This is a genomic window from Streptomyces sp. JH34, from assembly GCF_029428875.1.
Lineage (GTDB): Bacteria > Actinomycetota > Actinomycetes > Streptomycetales > Streptomycetaceae > Streptomyces.
In genome coordinates this window covers 687716-705552 of sequence record NZ_JAJSOO010000001.1, presented here as the reverse complement: position 1 = coordinate 705552, position 17837 = coordinate 687716, and the positions used below count along the sequence as shown (strand labels likewise).

Genomic DNA, 17837 nt, shown 5'->3' with positions numbered 1-17837 from the left:
AGCGGAGCCGGCGGGACTCCCCGGGCCGCCGGCCCCGGCCGCTCCCGCTGCGCCGCCCCTCGCGGCGCAACCAGGCCGGGCCGGCGGAGGCGGGGTTTCGGCGGTGACCGGGAGCCGATGACAGGACCAGAGAGAAGGGGCCGGGCGTGACGATGCTGGAGTCCGTCAAGGGGCCGCGGGACCTCAGAGGGCTGAGCCGGCCGGAACTCGGTGAACTGGCGGAAGAGATCAGGACGTTCCTCGTCCGCGCGGTGACGAGCACGGGCGGCCATCTCGGCTCCAACCTCGGGGTGGTCGAGCTCACGATCGCTCTCCACCGGGTCTTCGACTCGCCCGTGGACCGCATCCTGTGGGACACCGGACACCAGAGTTACGTGCACAAGCTGCTGACCGGGCGCCAGGACTTCTCCGAGCTGCGTGGCAGGGGCGGTCTCTCCGGCTACCCGTCCCGCGAGGAGTCCGAGCACGACGTCGTCGAGAACTCGCACGCGTCCGCCGCGCTCGGCTGGGCGGACGGCCTGGCCAAGGCCGACGAGGTGCTGGGGCGACGGCGTCATGTGGTGGCGGTCGTCGGTGACGGGGCCCTCACCGGCGGCATGGCCTGGGAAGCGCTCAACAACATCGCCGCGGCGGGTCACCGTCCCCTGATCATCGTGGTGAACGACAACGAGCGTTCGTACGCCCCCACCATCGGCGGTCTCGCCGACCACCTGGCGATCCTGCGTACCACCGACGGCTACGAGCGCTTCCTGTCCTGGGGCAAAGGAGTGCTCCAGCAGACCCCGGTCATCGGGCAGCCGCTGTACGGGTCGCTGCACGGCGCGAAGAAGGGCTTCAAGGACACCTTCGCCCCGCAGGGCATGTTCGAGGACCTGGGCCTCAAATACGTCGGCCCGGTCGACGGGCACGACACCGCGGCGGTCGAAGCGGCACTGCGGCGGGCCAAGCGGTTCCACGGACCGGTGCTGGTGCACTGCATCACCGAGAAGGGGCGGGGCTATCCACCCGCCCTGGCCGACGACGCCGACCGCTTCCACACCGTCGGCAGGATGGATCCGCGGACCTGCGAACCGCTCGTCGTGCCGGCCGCGCCGTCGTGGACCTCGGTGTTCGGCGATGAGATCGCGGACATCGGTGCGGAGCGCCCGGACGTCGTCGCGATCACCGCCGCGATGACGCACCCGGTCGGGCTGGCCCGGTTCGCGGAGGAGTTCCCCGGCCGGATCTGGGACGTCGGGATCGCCGAGCAGCACGCGGCGGTCTCCGCCGCGGGGCTGGCCACCGGAGGTCTGCACCCGGTCGTCGCCGTCTACGCGACCTTCCTCAACCGCGCGTTCGACCAGTTGCTGATGGACGTCGCCCTGCACCGGTGCGGGGTGACCTTCGTCCTGGACCGTGCCGGAGTCACCGGGGCCGACGGCCCCTCGCACCACGGAATGTGGGACATGTCCGTGCTCCAGGTCGTCCCCGGGCTCCGGATCGCCGCCCCGCGTGACGCCGAGCGGCTGCGTGAGGAGCTGCGCGAGGCCGTGGACGTCGACGACGCGCCGACGGTGATCCGGTTCCCCAAGGAGGCGGTGGGCGAGCCGGTCGCCGCCGTCGGGAGGATCGGCGGGATGGACGTCCTGCACCGCGTCCCGGACCCCGACGTCCTCCTGGTGGCCGTCGGCGCGCTCGCCCCGGTGTGCCTGCGGGCCGCCGACCTGCTCGCCGGGTCGGGCATCCGCTGCACGGTCGTCGACCCGCGCTGGGTGAAGCCGGTCGACGGCCTGCTGCCGGACCTCGCCGGACAGCACGGGCTGGTGGCGGTCGTCGAGGACAACAGCAGGGCGGGCGGAGTCGGCTGGGCCGTGGGACAGGCGCTGCGGGACGCCGGTGTCGACGTACCGCTGCGGACGTTCGGCAGCCCCGAGCGGTTCCTCGCTCACGGTGGCCGCGGTGAGGTACTCGCCGAGATCGGGCTCACGCCGGTGGAGATCGCCGGCCGCATCAGCGCGGCGCTGGAGCGCCGCCCAGCGACGGGAGGGCGCCGCATGCCGAAGGAGAACGGGGCATGAACGACCAGGGGAAGGGCTTCGACCTGGCACGGCTCCTCGAGGAGCGGGGCGCCGAACGCTACGACCTGCACACCCGGCACCTGAACCACCAGCTGCCGCGGATGCTCCACACCCTCGGCTTCGACAAGGTCTACGAGCGGGCCGAGGGCGCGTACTTCTGGGACGCGGAAGGCAACGACTACCTCGACATGCTCGCCGGCTTCGGCGTGATGGGTCTCGGCAGGCACCACCCCGTCGTACGCCGGGCGCTCCATGACGTCCTGGACGCCTCGCTGGCCGACCTCACTCGATTCGACTGCCAGCCCCTGCCCGGCCTGCTGGCCGAGAAGCTGCTCGCGCACAGCCCGCACCTGGACCGGGTGTTCTTCGGCAACAGTGGCACGGAGGCGGTCGAGACCGCCCTGAAGTTCGCCCGGTACGCCACGGGCAAGCCCCGGATCCTCTACTGCGACCACGCCTTCCACGGGCTGACGACCGGCTCGCTCTCCGTCAACGGTGAGAAGGGCTTCCGGGACGGGTTCGCACCCCTGCTGCCCGACACCGCCATCACCCTCGGCGACCTGGAAGCGCTGAGGCGCGAGCTGCGGCGCGGCGACGTGGCCGGCCTCGTCGTCGAGCCGATCCAGGGCAAGGGCGTCCACGCCTCACCACCCGGTTTCCTCCGGGAGGCACAGGAACTGCTGCACCGGCACAAGGCCGTGCTCATCGTGGACGAGGTGCAGACCGGTCTGGGCAGGACCGGAGACTTCTACGCGTACCAGCACGAGGCGGGGGTCGAACCCGATCTGCTCTGCGTCGCGAAGGCGCTGTCCGGCGGCTACGTGCCGGTCGGGGCGACGCTGGGCAAGGACTGGATCTTCAAGCGTGTCTACTCGTCCATGGACCGGGTCCTCGTCCACTCGGCGAGCTTCGGCTCCAACGCCCAGGCCATGGCGGCGGGGCTGGCCGTCCTCGCGGTGATGGAGGAGGAGGAGACCGTCTTGAACGCCCGTCGCACCGGTGATCTGCTGCGCGAACGGCTCGCCGCACTCGTCGGACGGTACGAACTGCTGCACGAGGTCCGCGGCCGGGGGCTGATGATCGGCATCGAGTTCGGCCGGCCGTCCTCCCTGAAGCTCCGGAGCCGATGGGCCATGCTGCAGGCGGCCCGCAAGGGTCTCTTCGCGCAGATGGTCGTCGTGCCGCTCCTGCAGAAGCACCGGATCCTCACCCAGGTCTCAGGTGATCACCTGGAGGTGATCAAGCTGATCCCGCCGCTGGTCATCGGGGAGCCCGAGGTCGACCGCTTCGTGGCCGCCTTCACCGCCGTCATGGATGACGCGCACAGCGGGGGCGGGCTGGTATGGGACTTCGGCAGGACCCTGGTGAAACAGGCGGTCGCCAACCGCTGATTTTGCCTCGGAGGCAACTTATTTGCCTCCGAGGAAAGGTCCTGGCTCAATGGAGGCATGAATCCTCCTGACGGAGCGGTGGCCGACGAGCTTCCCGGGATCGCGCCGCGACTGCGCGACCTGCGCCGCAACCGGGGCCTCACCCTGGAGGCCGCGGCCGGGCGAGCGGGGCTCTCCCCGGCCCACCTGTCCCGGCTCGAAACGGGCCGGAGGCAGCCCTCGCTGCCGATGCTCCTGGGCCTCGCCCGCGTCTACGGTACGACCGTCTCCGAGCTTCTGGGTGAGATGCCGCCCGAACGTGACGCGATCGTCCGAGGGGGCCCGCTCGAGGGCGCGAGCGGAACCGAGGGAGGTGGCTGGCTCTACCGGCAGGCCGGCGGATCGGGCCGCGCCATGCAGGCGCTGCGGGTCCGCGTCCCCTACGGCACCGAGGGCGACCTCGTGCGCGTCCATCCCGGGGAGGAGTGGCTGTACGTCCTCGACGGCCGGCTCCGCGTCGTGCTCGGGGAGACCGTGCACGACCTCGATCCGGGTGACAGCGCGCACTTCGATTCCCTCACCCCGCATCGGATCGCGGCCCTCGACATCGGGGGAGCGCGCCTGCTGTTCGTCCATACGCTGCTGCAGAGCCCGACCGCGGACCTCTGCCTCGGCGGCGGGGCCCACCGGCTCTGATCCGGCCCGCCCACACCGTTCGACTGATTCGTCACCCCGACCCGGACGGTCGGGAGAGAGAGGACCGGCATGTCCGATTCGGAGCACTACGACCCACTTACCCCGCGCAGGCAGAAGAGCGCGGACACCCAGGAGCGGCGCATGCCCCGTGGCGTCGTGATCCGGCTCTTCGCCTATCTGGTGGCCGGACATGTCATCGCGGCCTTCCTCTTCCTCCTCTTCACCGTCGCGGGTAAAGGCTGAGCCCGGGCGTCACGCGTCCTCGACGAGCCGCTCGCGCAGCTTCGCGCGGGTCTCCGCGCTGATCCCCAGTCCGTCGCGGAGGTAGCGGTCGGTGCTGCCCCAGACCTCCTCGATGGTCGAGAACGCCGCGGCCAGGTACTCGGCCTGTGCCCCGAAGAGCGGATTGAGCAGTTCCATCACCTCGTCGGACATCCCCGTGGGAGAGGTGTCGCTGCGCCGCACCTTGTAGCGGCGGTGCGCGTCGTTCGACTTGAGGTAGTCGGCCTCGATGGCCTCCCTCTCGACACCGACGGCCAGCAGCGAGACCGCGATCGAGAGACCCGCGCGGTCCTTGCCCGCCGCGCAGTGCATCAGCGCCGGCACGCTGTCCTCCGCGAGGGCGTGCAGTACGCGGCTGTGTTCGGCGGTGCGGTCCTTGATGATCGAGCGGTACGAGGTGACCATCCGCTCCGTGCCCTTGCCGTCCGCCAGGATCGAGCGCAACTGCTGGATGTTCCCGTCGCGCACCAGCCGCCAGAACTCGGCGCCGTCTGCCGGGTCGGAAAGGGGGATGCTGACGTTCCTGACGCCGGGCAGTTCCACGTCGAGGCCGTCCAGCTTGTGGTCGGCCGCGTTGCGGAAGTCGAAGACCGTGTGCAGTCCGAGCCCGGCGAGGAACGCGGCGTCGGCCTCCGTGGCGTGCGCGAGGTGACCGCTGCGGTAGAGGCGCCCGTAGCGCACGGCGCGGCCGTCCACGGTCGGTAGCCCACCGACGTCGCGGAAGTTGCGGACGCCGGTCAGTTCGACGTCCTTCGGACCGTGGCCGGCCGGCGGGACCTCTGGCAGCTGCGTCACAGGGACTCCTGGAGTGTCGGGCGCCGGCGCCGCTCGCCGACGGGGCACGCTCGCGACCATACGACATGGCCGCATCTCGCAACCGTCTCGGTCGTGGCGGCGGACCCACCGCGCCGAGTGATGACCGCGAGATGTCCGTATTGATGCATATGGCAGAACATGCCCCGCTTGTACGGGAGATGGGGTGAGGTGGGTGAGCGGGATCATATCCGTGACGGTGTGTGGCGAACGCGCGGGTGGGTATTCCTGACGCCGCGCGGAATGCCAAGATCCGTAATCCACGGAGTGTGACGGTAATTCCGCGACGGAATTGAAGAGTGGATTCCGGTTCGCGATCGGCCGCTTGTTCGCGGCGTCCCGGCTCGTTTACGGTCACGGTCAATCCGGACGGAACGCCTAATCCTGCCGCCGCCCGGAATCCGCACCGACTCACGTGTGGCAGGAGCGGGGGAACCAGGTAAGTCGCCGTCCGGAGTGATCCGGTACGGCTCGGGGTCAAGACGCGCACCGCGCGGCCGGGCATCTCCAGTCCGAACCCGACAGCTCACCTCGCAGGCGCCGGAGAGGAAATCCCCCATGCCCGCAAAAGGCAAGCACCGTCGTACGAAGACCGGCCCGATCTCCCGAGGCGTCCTTGCCGCGGGTACCGGCGGCGCCGTCCTCGCCCTCCCGCTGATCGGCGCCACCGGCGCCCACGCCGCCGAGCAGGCGGCGCCGGCCAAGCCCGTCGCCGCCCACAGCGCTCCCGCCTCGGCCGCGAAGAGCTCCCCGAAGACCTACTCCGTGGTCTCCGGCGACTACCTGGCCAAGATCGCTGCCGACCACGAGGTCAAGGGCGGCTGGCAGAAGCTGTACAAGGACAACCGCGACGTCGTCGGCGGTAACCCGAGCCTGATCCTTCCGGGCATGAAGCTGACGCTCGGCGCCAAGGCGTCCGGCTCCGCCGAGGCCGCGCCCTCCAAGGCCGCCCCGTCGACGGCCAAGAAGGCCGCTCCGGCCGAGAAGGCGGCCGCCCCGGCGCAGGAGACCGCCGCGAAGACCGCCGACTCCGCCGCGTCGGAGAGCAACACCTCCGGCTGGACCACCCCGGTCGAGAACGCCGACGTCACGACCCAGTACCGCGCCTCGGGCGCCAGCTGGTCCAGCGGCTACCACACCGGATCCGACTTCCAGGCGGCCTCCGGCACCAGCGTCCGGTCCATCGGCGAGGGCACCGTGGTCTCCGCCGGCTGGAGCGGCTCGTACGGCAACGAGGTCGTCATCCAGCACAGCGACGGCATGTACTCGCAGTACGCCCACCTGTCCTCGCTCGAGGTCTCGACCGGTCAGACCGTCACCGGCGGCCAGCAGATCGGCCTCTCCGGCTCCACGGGCAACTCCACCGGCCCGCACCTCCACTTCGAGGTCCGGACCGGCCCGAGCTACGGCTCGGACGTCGACCCGATCGCCTACCTGCGTTCGCACGGTGTGTCCATCTGAGGCACACCACCTGAGGGCCGGGGAGAGGGGCGGTGCGCCGAGGCGCACCGCCCCTCTCCTTATTCCTGCTTTACCAAAAACTGACCAGGTGGTCTTTCTCACCACCCGTCAACCCCCTATTACGGTCGCGTAGGTCACATTCGAAGGTGCAGGATAAGCCCTTGTGGCAGACGATTCGAGAAACAGACAACGAGGCATCATCGGGTCGTACGCGGCGATCGGCGACAGTTTCACCGAGGGCGTCGGAGACCCCGGCCCTGGCGGGACGCTCGTCGGCTGGGCGGACCGGTTCGCGGTCCTCCTCGCGGACCAGCTCCCGGTCCCAGATGCGATGGTCGGACCCCTGGACGACTCGCACGGGCATTTCCGGTACGCCAATCTCGCCGTACGCGGACGCCTCCTCGACCAGGTAGTCGAGGAACAGGTCCCCCGCGCCAAGGAGATGGCCCCCGATCTGGTGAGCTTCTGCGCGGGCGGCAACGACATCCTCCGTCCCGGGTCCGACCCGGACGACGTGGCGGAACGCTTCGAGCGGGCGGTGGCCGACCTGACGCAAGCGGTCGGCACCGTCATGGTCACCACCGGCTTCGACACCCGGGGCATCCCCGTGCTGAAGCACCTGCGGGGCAAGATCGCCATGTACACCGCGCACGTCAGGTCCATCGCCGACCGTTACGACTGCCCGGTGCTCGACCTCTGGTCCCTGCGGTCCGTGCAGGACAGGCGGGCCTGGGACAGCGACCGGCTGCACCTCTCGGCCGAGGGGCACACCAGGGTCGCGCTGCGCGCCGCCCAGGTCCTCGGCGTCGAGGTGCCGGCCGACCCCGACCAGCTGTGGCCTCCGCAGGCCCAGCGCGGGACGCTGGAAGTACGGCGCGACGACATCCACTGGGCGCGCGAGTACCTCGTCCCGTGGATCGGCCGCAGGCTCCGCGGGGAGTCCTCGGGGGACCAGGTCGCGGCCAAGCGCCCCGACCTGCTGCCGCTCTGACCGCGCGGAGAACGACGTCCCGTCAGCGTCCGCCGTGACGTCGGGCCGTCGCGTCCCGCCGGCCGACGCCTCCGGTCAGCGGCTGACGAACGGGAGCGGACTCCGGGACGGGCCCGGCGACACGGGCCCGCCCGGTGCGGATGCCGGGCGGGCGGGTCTCCGCACCGGGTCCGCGGGCATCCGTACCGGGTCCGCGGGTATCCGCTCCAGCACTCCGCCCGCGAAGACGTCGTACAACGGCAGCGTCTCCAGGTGCACATAGCCGATGTGGCAGTCGCAGACGTCGAGCGGGCAGCCGCGTGGGCCCAGAGAGTCCTGGTAACTGCCGTCGTAGAGATTGCCCAGTTCGGCACGGACGAAGTGGCAGCGGCGCACCGTCCCGTCACCGTCCACCGAGACGACCGACTCGCCGGTCCGGCAGGGCAGTCCGGCCGAGCGGTGCGGGTGCCTGCTGTAGGGGAACAGTGGATCAAGGGCCGTCCAGCGGTCCGCCTCCTCGTCCGTATAGGTGTGTCCCTCGGCGGCGTTGACCCAGAGATACACCTCGGACGGCAGAGCGGCACGCAGACGGCGTGCCTCCTCCAGGTGCTCGTCGAGACCGACGATCCCGACGCTGTGACGCACTCCGAGGGCCGCGAGCTCCCGGCACCGGGCGAGGAACCGCTCGTACGGCGTCTGACCGGGGTGGTAGGTGCACCACAGGGCGACCTTGTCGCGGTCCGCCTCGGCGAGCCAGCCGGTGCGGCAGCTCAGGTTGGTCTGGATGGCGACCCTGCTGACATGGGGCAGCCGGGACATCTCGACGAGCGCCCTCCTGTACCAGGACCGCACCAGGCCCTCGCCCCACGGAGTGAAGAGCACCGAGAGCCGGTGGCCGGTCCGCTCCGCCGCCCACGCGGTGAACCGCTCCAGGGCCGCGCGGTCGGACCGCAACTGCTCCCCGGTGTCCCGCCGCTTGGCGAACGGGCAGTAGGGGCAGTCGTAGTCGCAGGAGGCCAGCGGGCCCCGGTAGAGGATGGTCAGGTCCGTGCTCATGGGACGGCTCACCTCGCCTCGTACGCGGCCATCGCGGCCCGTACCGCCGGGGAGAACAGCTCCGGGCCGAGCGCGTCGGAGTGGGCGAGGCCCTCGGGGGAGAGACGCAGTCGGCCGGGCGCCGCGGAACCGCCTGTCCCCGAACCGTCGACTTCCGGACCGCCGCCCCCCGAAGCGTCCAGCCAGCCGCGGCCGGCGAAGAGCTCCAGCTCCGCGGCGAAGTCCTCGTACGGATCGGACCCGAAGCGCTCGCGGTACTCGGCGGGCCGCATGCCCTCGGCCTGGAGCAGCGACTGCAGGAGGTGGCGCCGGCGCGCCTCCCCGTCGTCGACGTACCGGCCGACCTCCGCCCGGGAGAAGTCCGTTGTGGTCGTGAAACCGTCGATGATGCCCCGAATCTCCCGCATCTCCACCGCGTAGTCGAAGGAGTAGTGCAACGAGGAGGTGTACGAGCGTGCCCCGCAGCCGAGCCCGATCATGCCGTCGGTCTGGCAGGCGTAGTCGTCGGGTCCCGCGGGCGGGGCGTCCACGCGGCGGAACATCCGCATCGACACCTGCTCGTATCCATGGGCCAGCAGATGGTCGCGGCCGGCGCGGTACAGCCGCAGCCGCTGTTCGTCCCAGGCGGTGTCCGGGCCCTCCGCGGACGCTCCCAGCCGCCCGAGGCCGGTCAGCGGGCGCACATACAGCGGGTAGAGGTACAGCTCCTCCGGACGCCAGGCCAGAGCGGCGTCCAGCGAGGTCCGCCAAGTGGCCTCGGTCTGGCCCTCGATGCCGTAGATCAGGTCGATGTTGAGGACCGGGACGCGGGCCTCACGGATCCGGCCGAGCGCCGCCTCCACCTCGGAGCGGTGCTGCGGACGGACCGCTGCCCTGGCCTCCGCCTCGACGAAACTCTGCACACCGATGCTGATCCGGGTCGTGCCCCGGTCCGCCAGGACGGCGAGCCGGTCCGCCGTCGCCGTCGACGGCGACGTCTCGACCGACAGCGGCACGGCACTCAGGTCGGCTCCCATCCGCTTCTCCGCGATGTCGCAGAGACGTTCCAGCTCACCGGCGGTGAGGAAGGTGGGCGTCCCGCCACCGAACGCCGCGGAGGCGAAGCGCACCGGCTCGTCGTCGCCCAGGGCGTCCCGGACCGCGGTGGCCTGCCGGTCGAGCGCGTCGAGATAGCGCGTCGTCAGCTCCTCGGGGGCGCCGATCCGGGTGAACAGATTGCAGAAGCCGCAGCGGACCTCGCAGAACGGTATGTGGAGGTAGAGGGAGAGCGCGTCCTTGCGCTCCGTCGCCCAGAGGTCCCTGAGCAGCGGACGCCCGCCGGGGTGGTCCGCGAGGGGGCGGTAGGCGGTCTTGTGCGGGTAGGCGTAGACGTAGCTGCGGTACGGGCCGGTGCCGAGCGTGGTGCCGGTCATCGGGGCGCCCCCTGTTCGAGGAAGAAGTGGGCATAGGGCACGGTCCACACGGCTTCGTGGCCGATCCGGTGACCGGTGTAACCGTCGTCGCCGTACGCCGTGCCGTGATCGGAGCAGACGATGGCGAAACACCTGCGGCGGCTGCTCGCGGCCGCGAAGAGGCGCCCGATGTGCCGGTCCACGTACTCCAGGGCCGCGGCGTGGGTGGCCCGGGAGTCCCCGGCGACGGCGGTGGCGCCGGGCATGTGGAACCAGTTGGGCTGGTGCAGGGCCGACACGTTGACGAAGAGGAGGAGCCGCTGCTCCGCCGGGAGTTCGGCGACCACCTGCTCCGCGCGTGAGACCTGCGCCTCGAAGGACGTCGGAGAGGCGACGCCGAACTCCGGCTCCCAGTGGCTCTCCTGGAACATGCCGGGCAGCACCGAACCGAGCGGGGGGCGGCGGTTGAAGAAGCCCACACCGCCGACGCACACCGTGCGGTAGCCCACAGCGGCGAGACCGGAGAGGAGATCGGGGGACTCATGGACGAAGGTGCCGTACGCGGTCGACTCGCTGCCCGCGAAACGGGCGGCGAAAAGCCTGGGGTGGGGGCCGGGAGCGGCCGGCGTCGGCAGGAAACCGGCGAAGATCGCCTGGTGGGAGGCGTAGGTGAAACTGCCTGGCGCATGCCTCTTCTCCCAGACCCCGCCGGGCAGGTGCCGGGCGAGATTCGGGATGCGCCCGGCCGCGGCGAGCTCCTCGGCCACGTCGAAGCGCAGGGTGTCCAAGGTGACGAGCAGCAGATCATGGCTGCCCACGATCGCGTTCATGTCCGGGTCCGGGGGCCGCGCGTCACGGATCGTGGGATCAGGGGCTGTCGATGGCACGGTCGTTCCTTGTCCGGTCGTTCTTCGTCCGGTCGTTCTTGGTCAGGCCGTCACCCGCCCGGCGGGATCTGCGGAGCCCGTCGCCCGTCGGGACGGCGTGGGACGGATCCCGCAGGACGGCCGCGACCTGCGCGCCGTAGGTGTCCAGCCCCTCCGCACCGCTGCCCGGCAGACCGGTCAGCCGCGGGAGGAGGTCCCCGAACGCGTTCACCTCGCCGACGGCGAAGCGCCGCCAGCCGGTCGCGGGCAGCAGATCGACGCCCACGCACAGCGTGTCCGCGAAGCAGGCCGCGGCCTGCTCGCACACAGCCAGGGCGGCACTCCAACTGCCGCCCGCCGCCTCGACGGCGGCCCGTACCCCGTCCAGGTCACCGCGCGAGCCGCCCAGGTGCAGATTGGTCATGGGTGACCGGCTGGTCCGCACGACGGCATGTGTGGCGCGCCCCGCGACCACCACGACCCGCAGGTCGGCGACGCGCCCCCGCTGGGACGCCTTGGGCAGCCAGCGCTCGAGGTGCAGTCCGTCCGGTGCCAGGGCGTCGACCAGCGCAGCCACCTCCCTCTCCGTCGTGCAGCGTCGTACCCGCAGCGAGTTGAAGAGCCGGCCCTCCTCGTCCCGCTCCACCGAGGTCGCCGCCCGTATCCTCCCCGGGCCGGCCGTCTCCAGTGCCAGGACCCCGGAGGCGGACGAGCCGTGCGCGGGCTTCACGAACACCCGCGGCATGCGATGCTCCGACATCAGCCGGCGCACGTCCGTCCACCCCCGCACCGGGCCCGCGTCGGGCCCGGAGGTGGGGGAGTCGGGCACCGGCACCCCGGCGGTGTCCAGCGCGGCGTGACAGAGCCGCTTGTCGAACATCACCGCGATGTCCCGAGGGTCGTCCAGCAGCGTCGCGCCCGCCACCGCGGCCGCCCGCGCCACCTCCTGGACCGCGGAGGTGAAGCGGGCGTACCAGCGGGCCGAGCCCTCGACCCTGGTCGGGTCCCCACCCCCGCGCAGCAACGTGTCCACCTCGGCGTCCTCACCGGGCGAGTCGATGCGCACGGTCTCCCCGGGGAGGAAGGCCGCCTCTCCCCGCAGGACCTCCAGCCACGACACCGTGCGCGCGGCGGGCAGCCCGGCGGCGCGCACGGCGTCCTGGAAGAGCCCGACCCTGCGGTTGGCGGGGATGCCGACGACCGCGAGGCGTGGCCTCCCGCTACTCGCTGACGGCGACATAGCGGGCCTCGGCGTCGTCGGAATCCCAGCGGCCGTCCTGGTCGAGACGGACGTGGACGTCCGCCCGGGCGCACAGTTCCCCGATGCGGGCGACGAACGGATCCGAGAGGAAGTGGTGGTGCAGATCCAGGCTGGACAGATGGGTGAGCGGCTGGCCGTCGAGCAGGGCCTGCGCTCCGGCATCGCCGAGGGTGCCCATCGCGAGGGACAGGGATTCCAGCCGCGCGACCACCGGTGCCGAGGCGACGGCGGCGGCGATCTCGTCCTGGATCTCGCTGTTCTGCAGTCCCAGATGACGAAGACGGGGGAAGGGGGCCCCGGAGAGCACGGGCGCCAGGTCCGCCACCGTCGTGTCACCGCCGTACCACTCGGAGCCGAACCAGAACTCCAGGTGCTCCAGGGCCGGCAGTTCGGACGCGCCGACCGCGCGGACGACATGTCCCGGCAGCCCGCCCGACTCGAAGCGCAGAGCCTTCAGCGCCTGATGGCGCACCGGCCGCAGCTGGAGGCTCCCGTCTCCCGGTGCGCCCTCGCCGCAGCCGCGCACGCCCAGCTCCTCCAGGAGCGGGAGCGCCTCCAGCACCGGAGTGATGTCGCACAGCTGCAGCCAGGACAGCTCGCACTCCTCGCCCTCCACATCGGCGAGGAACAGCGCCCGCAGCGCCGGGAACCGGTGCGCGTCGGCGACGATCGCCCCGACGACCGGTTCGAGGGAGACGTAGTCCTCCTCCCACCAGGGGCCGATGGCCAGCGCCCGGACCTGGGTGGTGTCGACCTCGTCGAGGAAGCGCCGCCAGACGTCCTCGAACGGCAGCTCGTACGGATAGCAGTCCAGCCGCCATGCCACCGAGCCGGCGGCGGGCGGTGCCGCGGACGGCGCGGGGGAGGGCGGGGACAGGGTGTGGACCGGCAGGCCGTGGAAGGTCTCGAGGTGGGTGATGTCGGTCATCGCGCCGTCACTCCGCTACCGCGGTGTAGCGGCCCTCGGGACCGAGGTCGTCCCACGGCTCGCTGCGCCCGGACAGATCGACCGACACGCCGTGCGGTTCCAGGGCCTCCGCCACGCGGCGTTCCATCGGCTCGGTGAGGAAATGGTGGTGGAGGTCGAGTGAGGCGAGGTGGGTGAGGGGCTGGCCCTCGAGCAGCGCGGCAGCGCCCTCGTCGCCCAGGGTGCCGTTCGACAGATCCAACGTGCGGAGCTGCGCGACGACCGGCGCGGAACCGATCGCCGAGGCGATCTCGTTCTGCAACTCGCTGTTGCGCAGGCCCAGGTGACGCAGGCGCGGGAAGCGGGTACCGGCGAGCAGCGGTGCCAGGTCCGGGACGACCACGTCACCCCCGTACGCGGAGACGCCGAGCCAGAGGTCCAGGTGTTCCAGCGAGGGAAGCTCACTGTCCAGCACACCGCGCAGCGCCTCCGAGGGCAGTCCTCCGCTCTCGATGACGAGCTCACGCAGGGAGTCGTGCTTGACCGGAGGGAAAGTCAGATCGGTGCCGCCCCGCACACCGAGGTGGGTCAGGTCCGGGAAGGCGGTGAGCAGAGCCGTGACGTCCGACTGCTCGATCCAGGAGATCTCGGCCTCCTCGCCCACCAGATCCCCGACGAAGATCGCCCTGAGCGAGGTCAGCCGGTCGGCCGCGGCGACGACGAGACCGATGGGATAGGCCGAGGTCTCCTCGTACGACTCGCCCCACTGTCCGATGATCAGAGCCTCGACACCTGACGGGTCGACGGCTGCGAGGAAGGCCTCGAACTCCTCCTCCCACGTGGCGTCCCCGTCGAACGGATCGACGCATATGCGCCAGGCCACGGCACCGGCCGGGGGACGCCCGGCCTCTTCGGTCTCGCGCTGGAATTCGACGGCCGGAAGGCCGAGCAACTCGTGCAGACGGTCCGCGTCGGACATGGCGCTGAGCTCCTGATACTGGAGGCGACTGATGTCCGCAAGGTTTATCAAGTGCCACTGACAACGGCGCGACCGGGCCCGGACCGGCCGGACGTTCCGGGCCCCGGGGCGGGGGAACCCGCAACCCGCGCGCAATCACTCGCCCCCTGCCTGCCCGTGACCGTCCCGCGGAATCCGTCGCCGAGGACCGCGATGTCAGACCCCTCTCGTAGCGTCTTTCCTGTGGCCGGCACAGCGGGTGCCGGGACGGAGGGGAGACGTCTGTGTACCGGCAGGGCGACGTGCTGATGATGGCGCTGGAGGAGTCGGAGGTGCCCGCGCACTTCCTCGAGGCACCGGGCGAACCGCGTGACGGCCGGGGGAGGCTGGTCCTGGCCCTGGGCGAGGTCACCGGACACGCGCACGCGGTGCAGGGGCCGGGCCGGCTGCTGCGGGAGGCCGGGCCCTTCGGCCCGATGCTGCTCCATCTCCCCGAAGGGGGACGCGTGGTCCACGAGGAACATGCCGCGATAGCGCTTCCCCAGGGATGGTTCCGCGTCGTGCGCCAGCGCGAGTACGCCCCGGGTGCGGTCCGCGTCGTCGCGGACTGATCCGATTCGGTGGCGCGGTGGGGACTGATGCCTCCGGGGGCGGTCGACGGCCCGGTGAGCGGTGGTGCGGTGATGTGCGTTCGGAGAACAGTGGACAGGGGACGGGGAATACCGATGCAGTACGTGAACGCGTGGCGGGCCGTGGCGGCGGCGACGGGCAGGGCCGACCGGGGCGCGGCGGAGGAGGGGGTGCGGCTCGCCTACCGCTCCGCGGGGCTCGCCGAGCCGGAGCGCGTCATCTGGGCGGATTCGCCGAGGGCGGCCGTCGAGGTGGTGGAGAAGCTGACCGGGGCGGGACGCTCGGTGCGGGAAGAGGTCCGCACCCGCCCATGGGCGGAGGAACGCCGCCGCATGTACGACGAGTTGGGCCCGGCCGGGTGGTCCGCTCTCTGGTCCGCGACCGGGGCACAGCTGTGGGAGACCACGGCGGCCCTGGCCGAGCGCATACGCGCGGGAGTGGTCGCCGAGCTCGCGCCGCGGCCGGAGGACGAGTCCGGCATCCGTCTGGTGCTGCTCGACGCGGTCCTCGGCCAGCACGACGCGGCCTGGCTCGCGGCGTTCGACGGCCTTGGCGACCGGCTGACGGGACTGGCGGAGGTGGCCAGGAACGCAGGATGGTGGTGGCCCTACGAGCACGCCGTGGTGATCGTGGAGCGGCCCGAGACGCTCCACCGGGACGAGGCGGGACGGCTGGACCGGGGCGACGGACCGGCCCTCGCCTACCCGGACGGGTTCGCCCTGTACGCCTGGCGGGGCATGCCCGTGCCGGCGGAGTTCCTGGACGGTCTGGCGAGCCTGACCCCCGACCGGATACGAGCCGAGGAGAACGCCGAACTCCGCCGTGTGATGCTCGAGTACTACGGCTACGACCGCTACCTCGCGGAGTCGGGCGCCGAACCGGTGCACCGCGACGAGACCGGGATCCTCTGGCGCATCGCGATGGAGGGCGACGAGGACGTCGTGATGGTCGAAGTCGTCAACTCCACGCCCGAGCCCGACGGAACGCACCGCGTCTACTGGCTGCGGGTGCCACCCAGGACCCGGACCGCGAAGGAAGGCGTGGCCTGGACCTTCGGGCTCGACGGGGAGGCCTACGCGCCGGTGCGCCAGACCTGACCGGATCCGCGGCCGCCCTGGCCCGGCCGCTCGGGGACCGGAGCCCTCGGCAGTTCCGTGACCCGGCGCCGGCACCCCGGGCGCCGAGCGGGGCCTTCGAGAGATCCGCGGCCGCCCTTCAGGCGGTCAGGACCTTGCGATCGATGCCGAGTTCGCGGGCGAGCGCCTCTTCGGCCCACCGCAGCATGGTGGCCCGGGAGAGCGGACCCCCGTACGACGTCATCTGGACGGCCAGCCCGTCCAGGAGCGCGGTGAGCCGCCAGGCCACGGACATCGGGTCGTCGCAGCGGAACTCACCGGCCGCGGCTCCTTCGTCGATGACCTCGGCCAGCTCGGCCTTCCACTGCTCGTCCAGATCCGCGGCGACCTCGCGCAGCACCGGGTCTCGCAGGGAGGAAGCCCAGCCCTCGATCCAGAGCCGCCAGCCCTTGGCCTGACCGGTCGGCGCGTACCAGCGAACGGCGGCCCTGAGCCGCCGGACCGCGGTGGTGCGGCGGCTCAGCAGCTTGCGCAGATGAGCGAGATCGGCCTCCGCCGCATAGGCGAACGCAGCGGCGACCAACTTCTCCTTGGACGAGAAGTGGTAGAGCACCAGGGCGTTGCTGACCCCGAGTACGGCCGCCACATCCGCGATCCGGACGGCCGACACACCACGGACCTCGATCTGTTCTACGGCAGCGCGCAGGAGCTCCTCCCGCCGCTCAGCCACGCTCAGCCGTACTCTCGCCACCCGGTCACCTTAACCAACGCCCCGGCCCGGGCCTCGGCCCGTGTGGCCGACGCCCTTTCCGTACCAGCCGAACCGCTCCGCCATCACCGGCAGCCGGTCGGCGGCGAGCGCGTGCGCGGCGGCCCGTGGCGTGCAGCCGTCCGCCGCCGCCCGTTCCAGGACGCGGTCGACGAGGGCGCGCATGGAGCGGCGGGTGTACCGGAACGCCTCCTCCGCGTCGGGCCCGACGTCCCCGAACAGCGTCCACCACCACCACGCGTTCGTCGCGGAGTTGACGACCACATCCGGCAGCACCGTGATGCCCCGCTCGGCGAGCAGGGCTTCCGCCTCCGGAAGCACCGGCATGTTCGCCGCCTCGACCACCCAGCGAGCGCGGACCGAAGCCTGGTTCACGGCGTCGACGGCGTACGACACGGCGGCCGGTACCAGGATCTCCGCCTCGGTGCCCAGCCAGGCCTCGGCCGGCAGCTCCTGGTCGCCCGCCCGAAGCGCGGCGCGGTCCACCGCCCCGTACGCGTCCCGTGCGGTCAGGAGCGCCTCGACGTCCAGGCCCGCCGGATTGGCGATCGTGCCCTTGAGGTCGGCGACCGCGACGACGGTCAGCCCGGCCTCGGAGAGGAAACGCGCCGTCGCCCCGCCCATGGTGCCGAAGCCCTGCAGCGACACCCGGGTGCCGGAGTGCGCCACACCGGCCCGGTCCAGCGCGGCGAGCGTGGACTCCGCCACTCCGCACCCGCCGACCAGTTCCTCCAGCCCGATCCCGTCGACGACGACGGCGAAGGCGTCCGCCAGCCGTCTCCGCGCATCCCCTTCGTCCTCGAGCAGGGGGTAGACCGCCTGGACGGTGGACACGAGCCCGGCTTCGGCGGCGGCCCGGTCGACCAGGTCCTGACTGAGCCCGAGGTCCTCTCCGGTCGTCCAGACGTTCTCCACGTACGGGCGCACGGCCCGCAGGAAACGCACGAGCACTCCGTAGGCGTCCGGGTCCCGCGGGTCGCAGTCGATGCCGCCCTTCGCGCCGCCCAGCGGGATGTAGCGCGTCCGGGACTCCTCGGGGTCGAAGTGCAGGGCCTCCTTCATGGTCATGCCCCGTGCCAGGCCCGTCACCTCGGCGAGGGTGCAGCCCTTCCGCATCCTCAGGCCACCGCTCGACACCCCGCGCACCAGCCGGTCGACGACGAGGTACCCCTCCGTGCCCGTGACGTGGTCCGTCCACGTCAGGGAGACCAGCGGGGCGGGGGAGTGGGACGGCACGGAGCGGCTCCTGGGTCACCTGACTCGAATAACTGAAC

At 71.7% G+C, this 17837-nt stretch carries 17 protein-coding genes and 1 riboswitch; of the genes, 8 read left to right on the top strand and 9 right to left on the bottom strand.

Annotation, left to right across the window (positions count from 1 at the left end; genetic code table 11):
* The first annotated feature begins 146 nt into the window (after positions 1-146).
* From dxs to LWJ43_RS03315, 4 genes are all read left to right on the top strand, one after another.
* Entirely contained in the window at positions 147-2057 is a 1911-nt protein-coding gene (dxs, locus tag LWJ43_RS03330; protein ID WP_277330759.1) for a 1-deoxy-D-xylulose-5-phosphate synthase, read from the top strand.
* Positions 2054-3448, top strand: coding sequence for an aspartate aminotransferase family protein (locus LWJ43_RS03325; protein WP_277330758.1), 1395 nt, complete (start codon positions 2054-2056; stop codon positions 3446-3448). The genes dxs and LWJ43_RS03325 overlap by 4 nt, the downstream gene beginning before the upstream one ends.
* Before the next feature lie 57 nt (positions 3449-3505).
* Entirely contained in the window at positions 3506-4123 is a 618-nt protein-coding gene (locus LWJ43_RS03320; protein WP_277330757.1) for a helix-turn-helix domain-containing protein, read from the top strand.
* Between the two features lie 69 nt (positions 4124-4192).
* A complete protein-coding gene (locus LWJ43_RS03315) occupies positions 4193-4366 on the top strand; it encodes a DUF6126 family protein (protein WP_014152776.1) in 174 nt (57 codons plus the stop codon).
* A 9-nt stretch (positions 4367-4375) separates the two neighbouring features.
* Here LWJ43_RS03315 and LWJ43_RS03310 read toward each other — a convergent pair whose 3' ends face one another.
* Entirely contained in the window at positions 4376-5200 is an 825-nt protein-coding gene (locus tag LWJ43_RS03310) for a tyrosine-protein phosphatase (RefSeq protein ID WP_277330756.1), read from the bottom strand.
* Between the two features lie 412 nt (positions 5201-5612).
* Positions 5613-5773, top strand: a riboswitch (cyclic di-AMP (ydaO/yuaA leader).
* Positions 5774-5776: 3 nt separating this feature from the next.
* Between LWJ43_RS03310 and LWJ43_RS03305 the strand changes: the two genes are divergently transcribed.
* Entirely contained in the window at positions 5777-6679 is a 903-nt protein-coding gene (locus tag LWJ43_RS03305) for a M23 family metallopeptidase (RefSeq protein ID WP_277330755.1), read from the top strand.
* A 163-nt stretch (positions 6680-6842) separates the two neighbouring features.
* Positions 6843-7670 carry an SGNH/GDSL hydrolase family protein gene (locus tag LWJ43_RS03300; RefSeq protein ID WP_277330754.1) on the top strand — a complete coding sequence of 276 codons (828 nt, stop codon included), beginning with the start codon at positions 6843-6845 and terminating at the stop codon, positions 7668-7670.
* Positions 7671-7745: 75 nt separating this feature from the next.
* On the opposite strand, the gene LWJ43_RS03295 is transcribed toward LWJ43_RS03300, so the two are convergent.
* Genes LWJ43_RS03295 through LWJ43_RS03270 form a run of 6 tightly spaced genes read right to left on the bottom strand, consistent with a single transcriptional unit; the run spans position 7746 to position 14109 of the window.
* Positions 7746-8705 carry an STM4011 family radical SAM protein gene (locus LWJ43_RS03295; RefSeq protein ID WP_277330753.1) on the bottom strand — a complete coding sequence of 320 codons (960 nt, stop codon included), beginning with the start codon at positions 8703-8705 and terminating at the stop codon, positions 7746-7748.
* Between the two features lie 8 nt (positions 8706-8713).
* The gene (locus tag LWJ43_RS03290) at positions 8714-10117 is read right to left on the bottom strand and encodes an STM4012 family radical SAM protein (protein WP_277330752.1); all 1404 of its coding nucleotides are present in this window, start codon (positions 10115-10117) and stop codon (positions 8714-8716) included.
* Positions 10114-10926: an STM4013/SEN3800 family hydrolase gene (locus LWJ43_RS03285; RefSeq protein WP_277335796.1), complete on the bottom strand. Its 813-nt coding sequence runs from the start codon at positions 10924-10926 to the stop codon at positions 10114-10116. The genes LWJ43_RS03290 and LWJ43_RS03285 overlap by 4 nt, the downstream gene beginning before the upstream one ends.
* Positions 10927-10963: 37 nt before the next feature.
* Positions 10964-12202 (bottom strand): STM4014 family protein, encoded by a 1239-nt coding sequence (locus tag LWJ43_RS03280; protein ID WP_277330751.1) that lies wholly within the window; start codon positions 12200-12202, stop codon positions 10964-10966.
* Complete coding sequence (locus tag LWJ43_RS03275) at positions 12183-13151, bottom strand: STM4015 family protein (protein WP_277330750.1); 969 nt, start codon at positions 13149-13151, stop codon at positions 12183-12185. Before LWJ43_RS03275 ends, LWJ43_RS03280 begins: the two co-directional genes overlap by 20 nt.
* Before the next feature lie 7 nt (positions 13152-13158).
* The gene (locus tag LWJ43_RS03270; RefSeq protein WP_277330749.1) at positions 13159-14109 is read right to left on the bottom strand and encodes an STM4015 family protein; all 951 of its coding nucleotides are present in this window, start codon (positions 14107-14109) and stop codon (positions 13159-13161) included.
* A 263-nt stretch (positions 14110-14372) separates the two neighbouring features.
* Between LWJ43_RS03270 and LWJ43_RS03265 the strand changes: the two genes are divergently transcribed.
* Complete coding sequence (locus LWJ43_RS03265; protein WP_277330748.1) at positions 14373-14699, top strand: hypothetical protein; 327 nt, start codon at positions 14373-14375, stop codon at positions 14697-14699.
* Between the two features lie 114 nt (positions 14700-14813).
* The gene (locus LWJ43_RS03260; RefSeq protein WP_277330747.1) at positions 14814-15815 is read left to right on the top strand and encodes a DUF6745 domain-containing protein; all 1002 of its coding nucleotides are present in this window, start codon (positions 14814-14816) and stop codon (positions 15813-15815) included.
* Positions 15816-15933: 118 nt separating this feature from the next.
* Here the strand turns inward: LWJ43_RS03260 and LWJ43_RS03255 are convergent, their stop codons facing one another.
* The gene (locus LWJ43_RS03255) at positions 15934-16545 is read right to left on the bottom strand and encodes a TetR/AcrR family transcriptional regulator (protein ID WP_277330746.1); all 612 of its coding nucleotides are present in this window, start codon (positions 16543-16545) and stop codon (positions 15934-15936) included.
* Between the two features lie 9 nt (positions 16546-16554).
* The gene (locus LWJ43_RS03250) at positions 16555-17799 is read right to left on the bottom strand and encodes a Glu/Leu/Phe/Val dehydrogenase dimerization domain-containing protein (RefSeq protein WP_277330745.1); all 1245 of its coding nucleotides are present in this window, start codon (positions 17797-17799) and stop codon (positions 16555-16557) included.
* Positions 17800-17837: the final 38 nt, after the last annotated feature.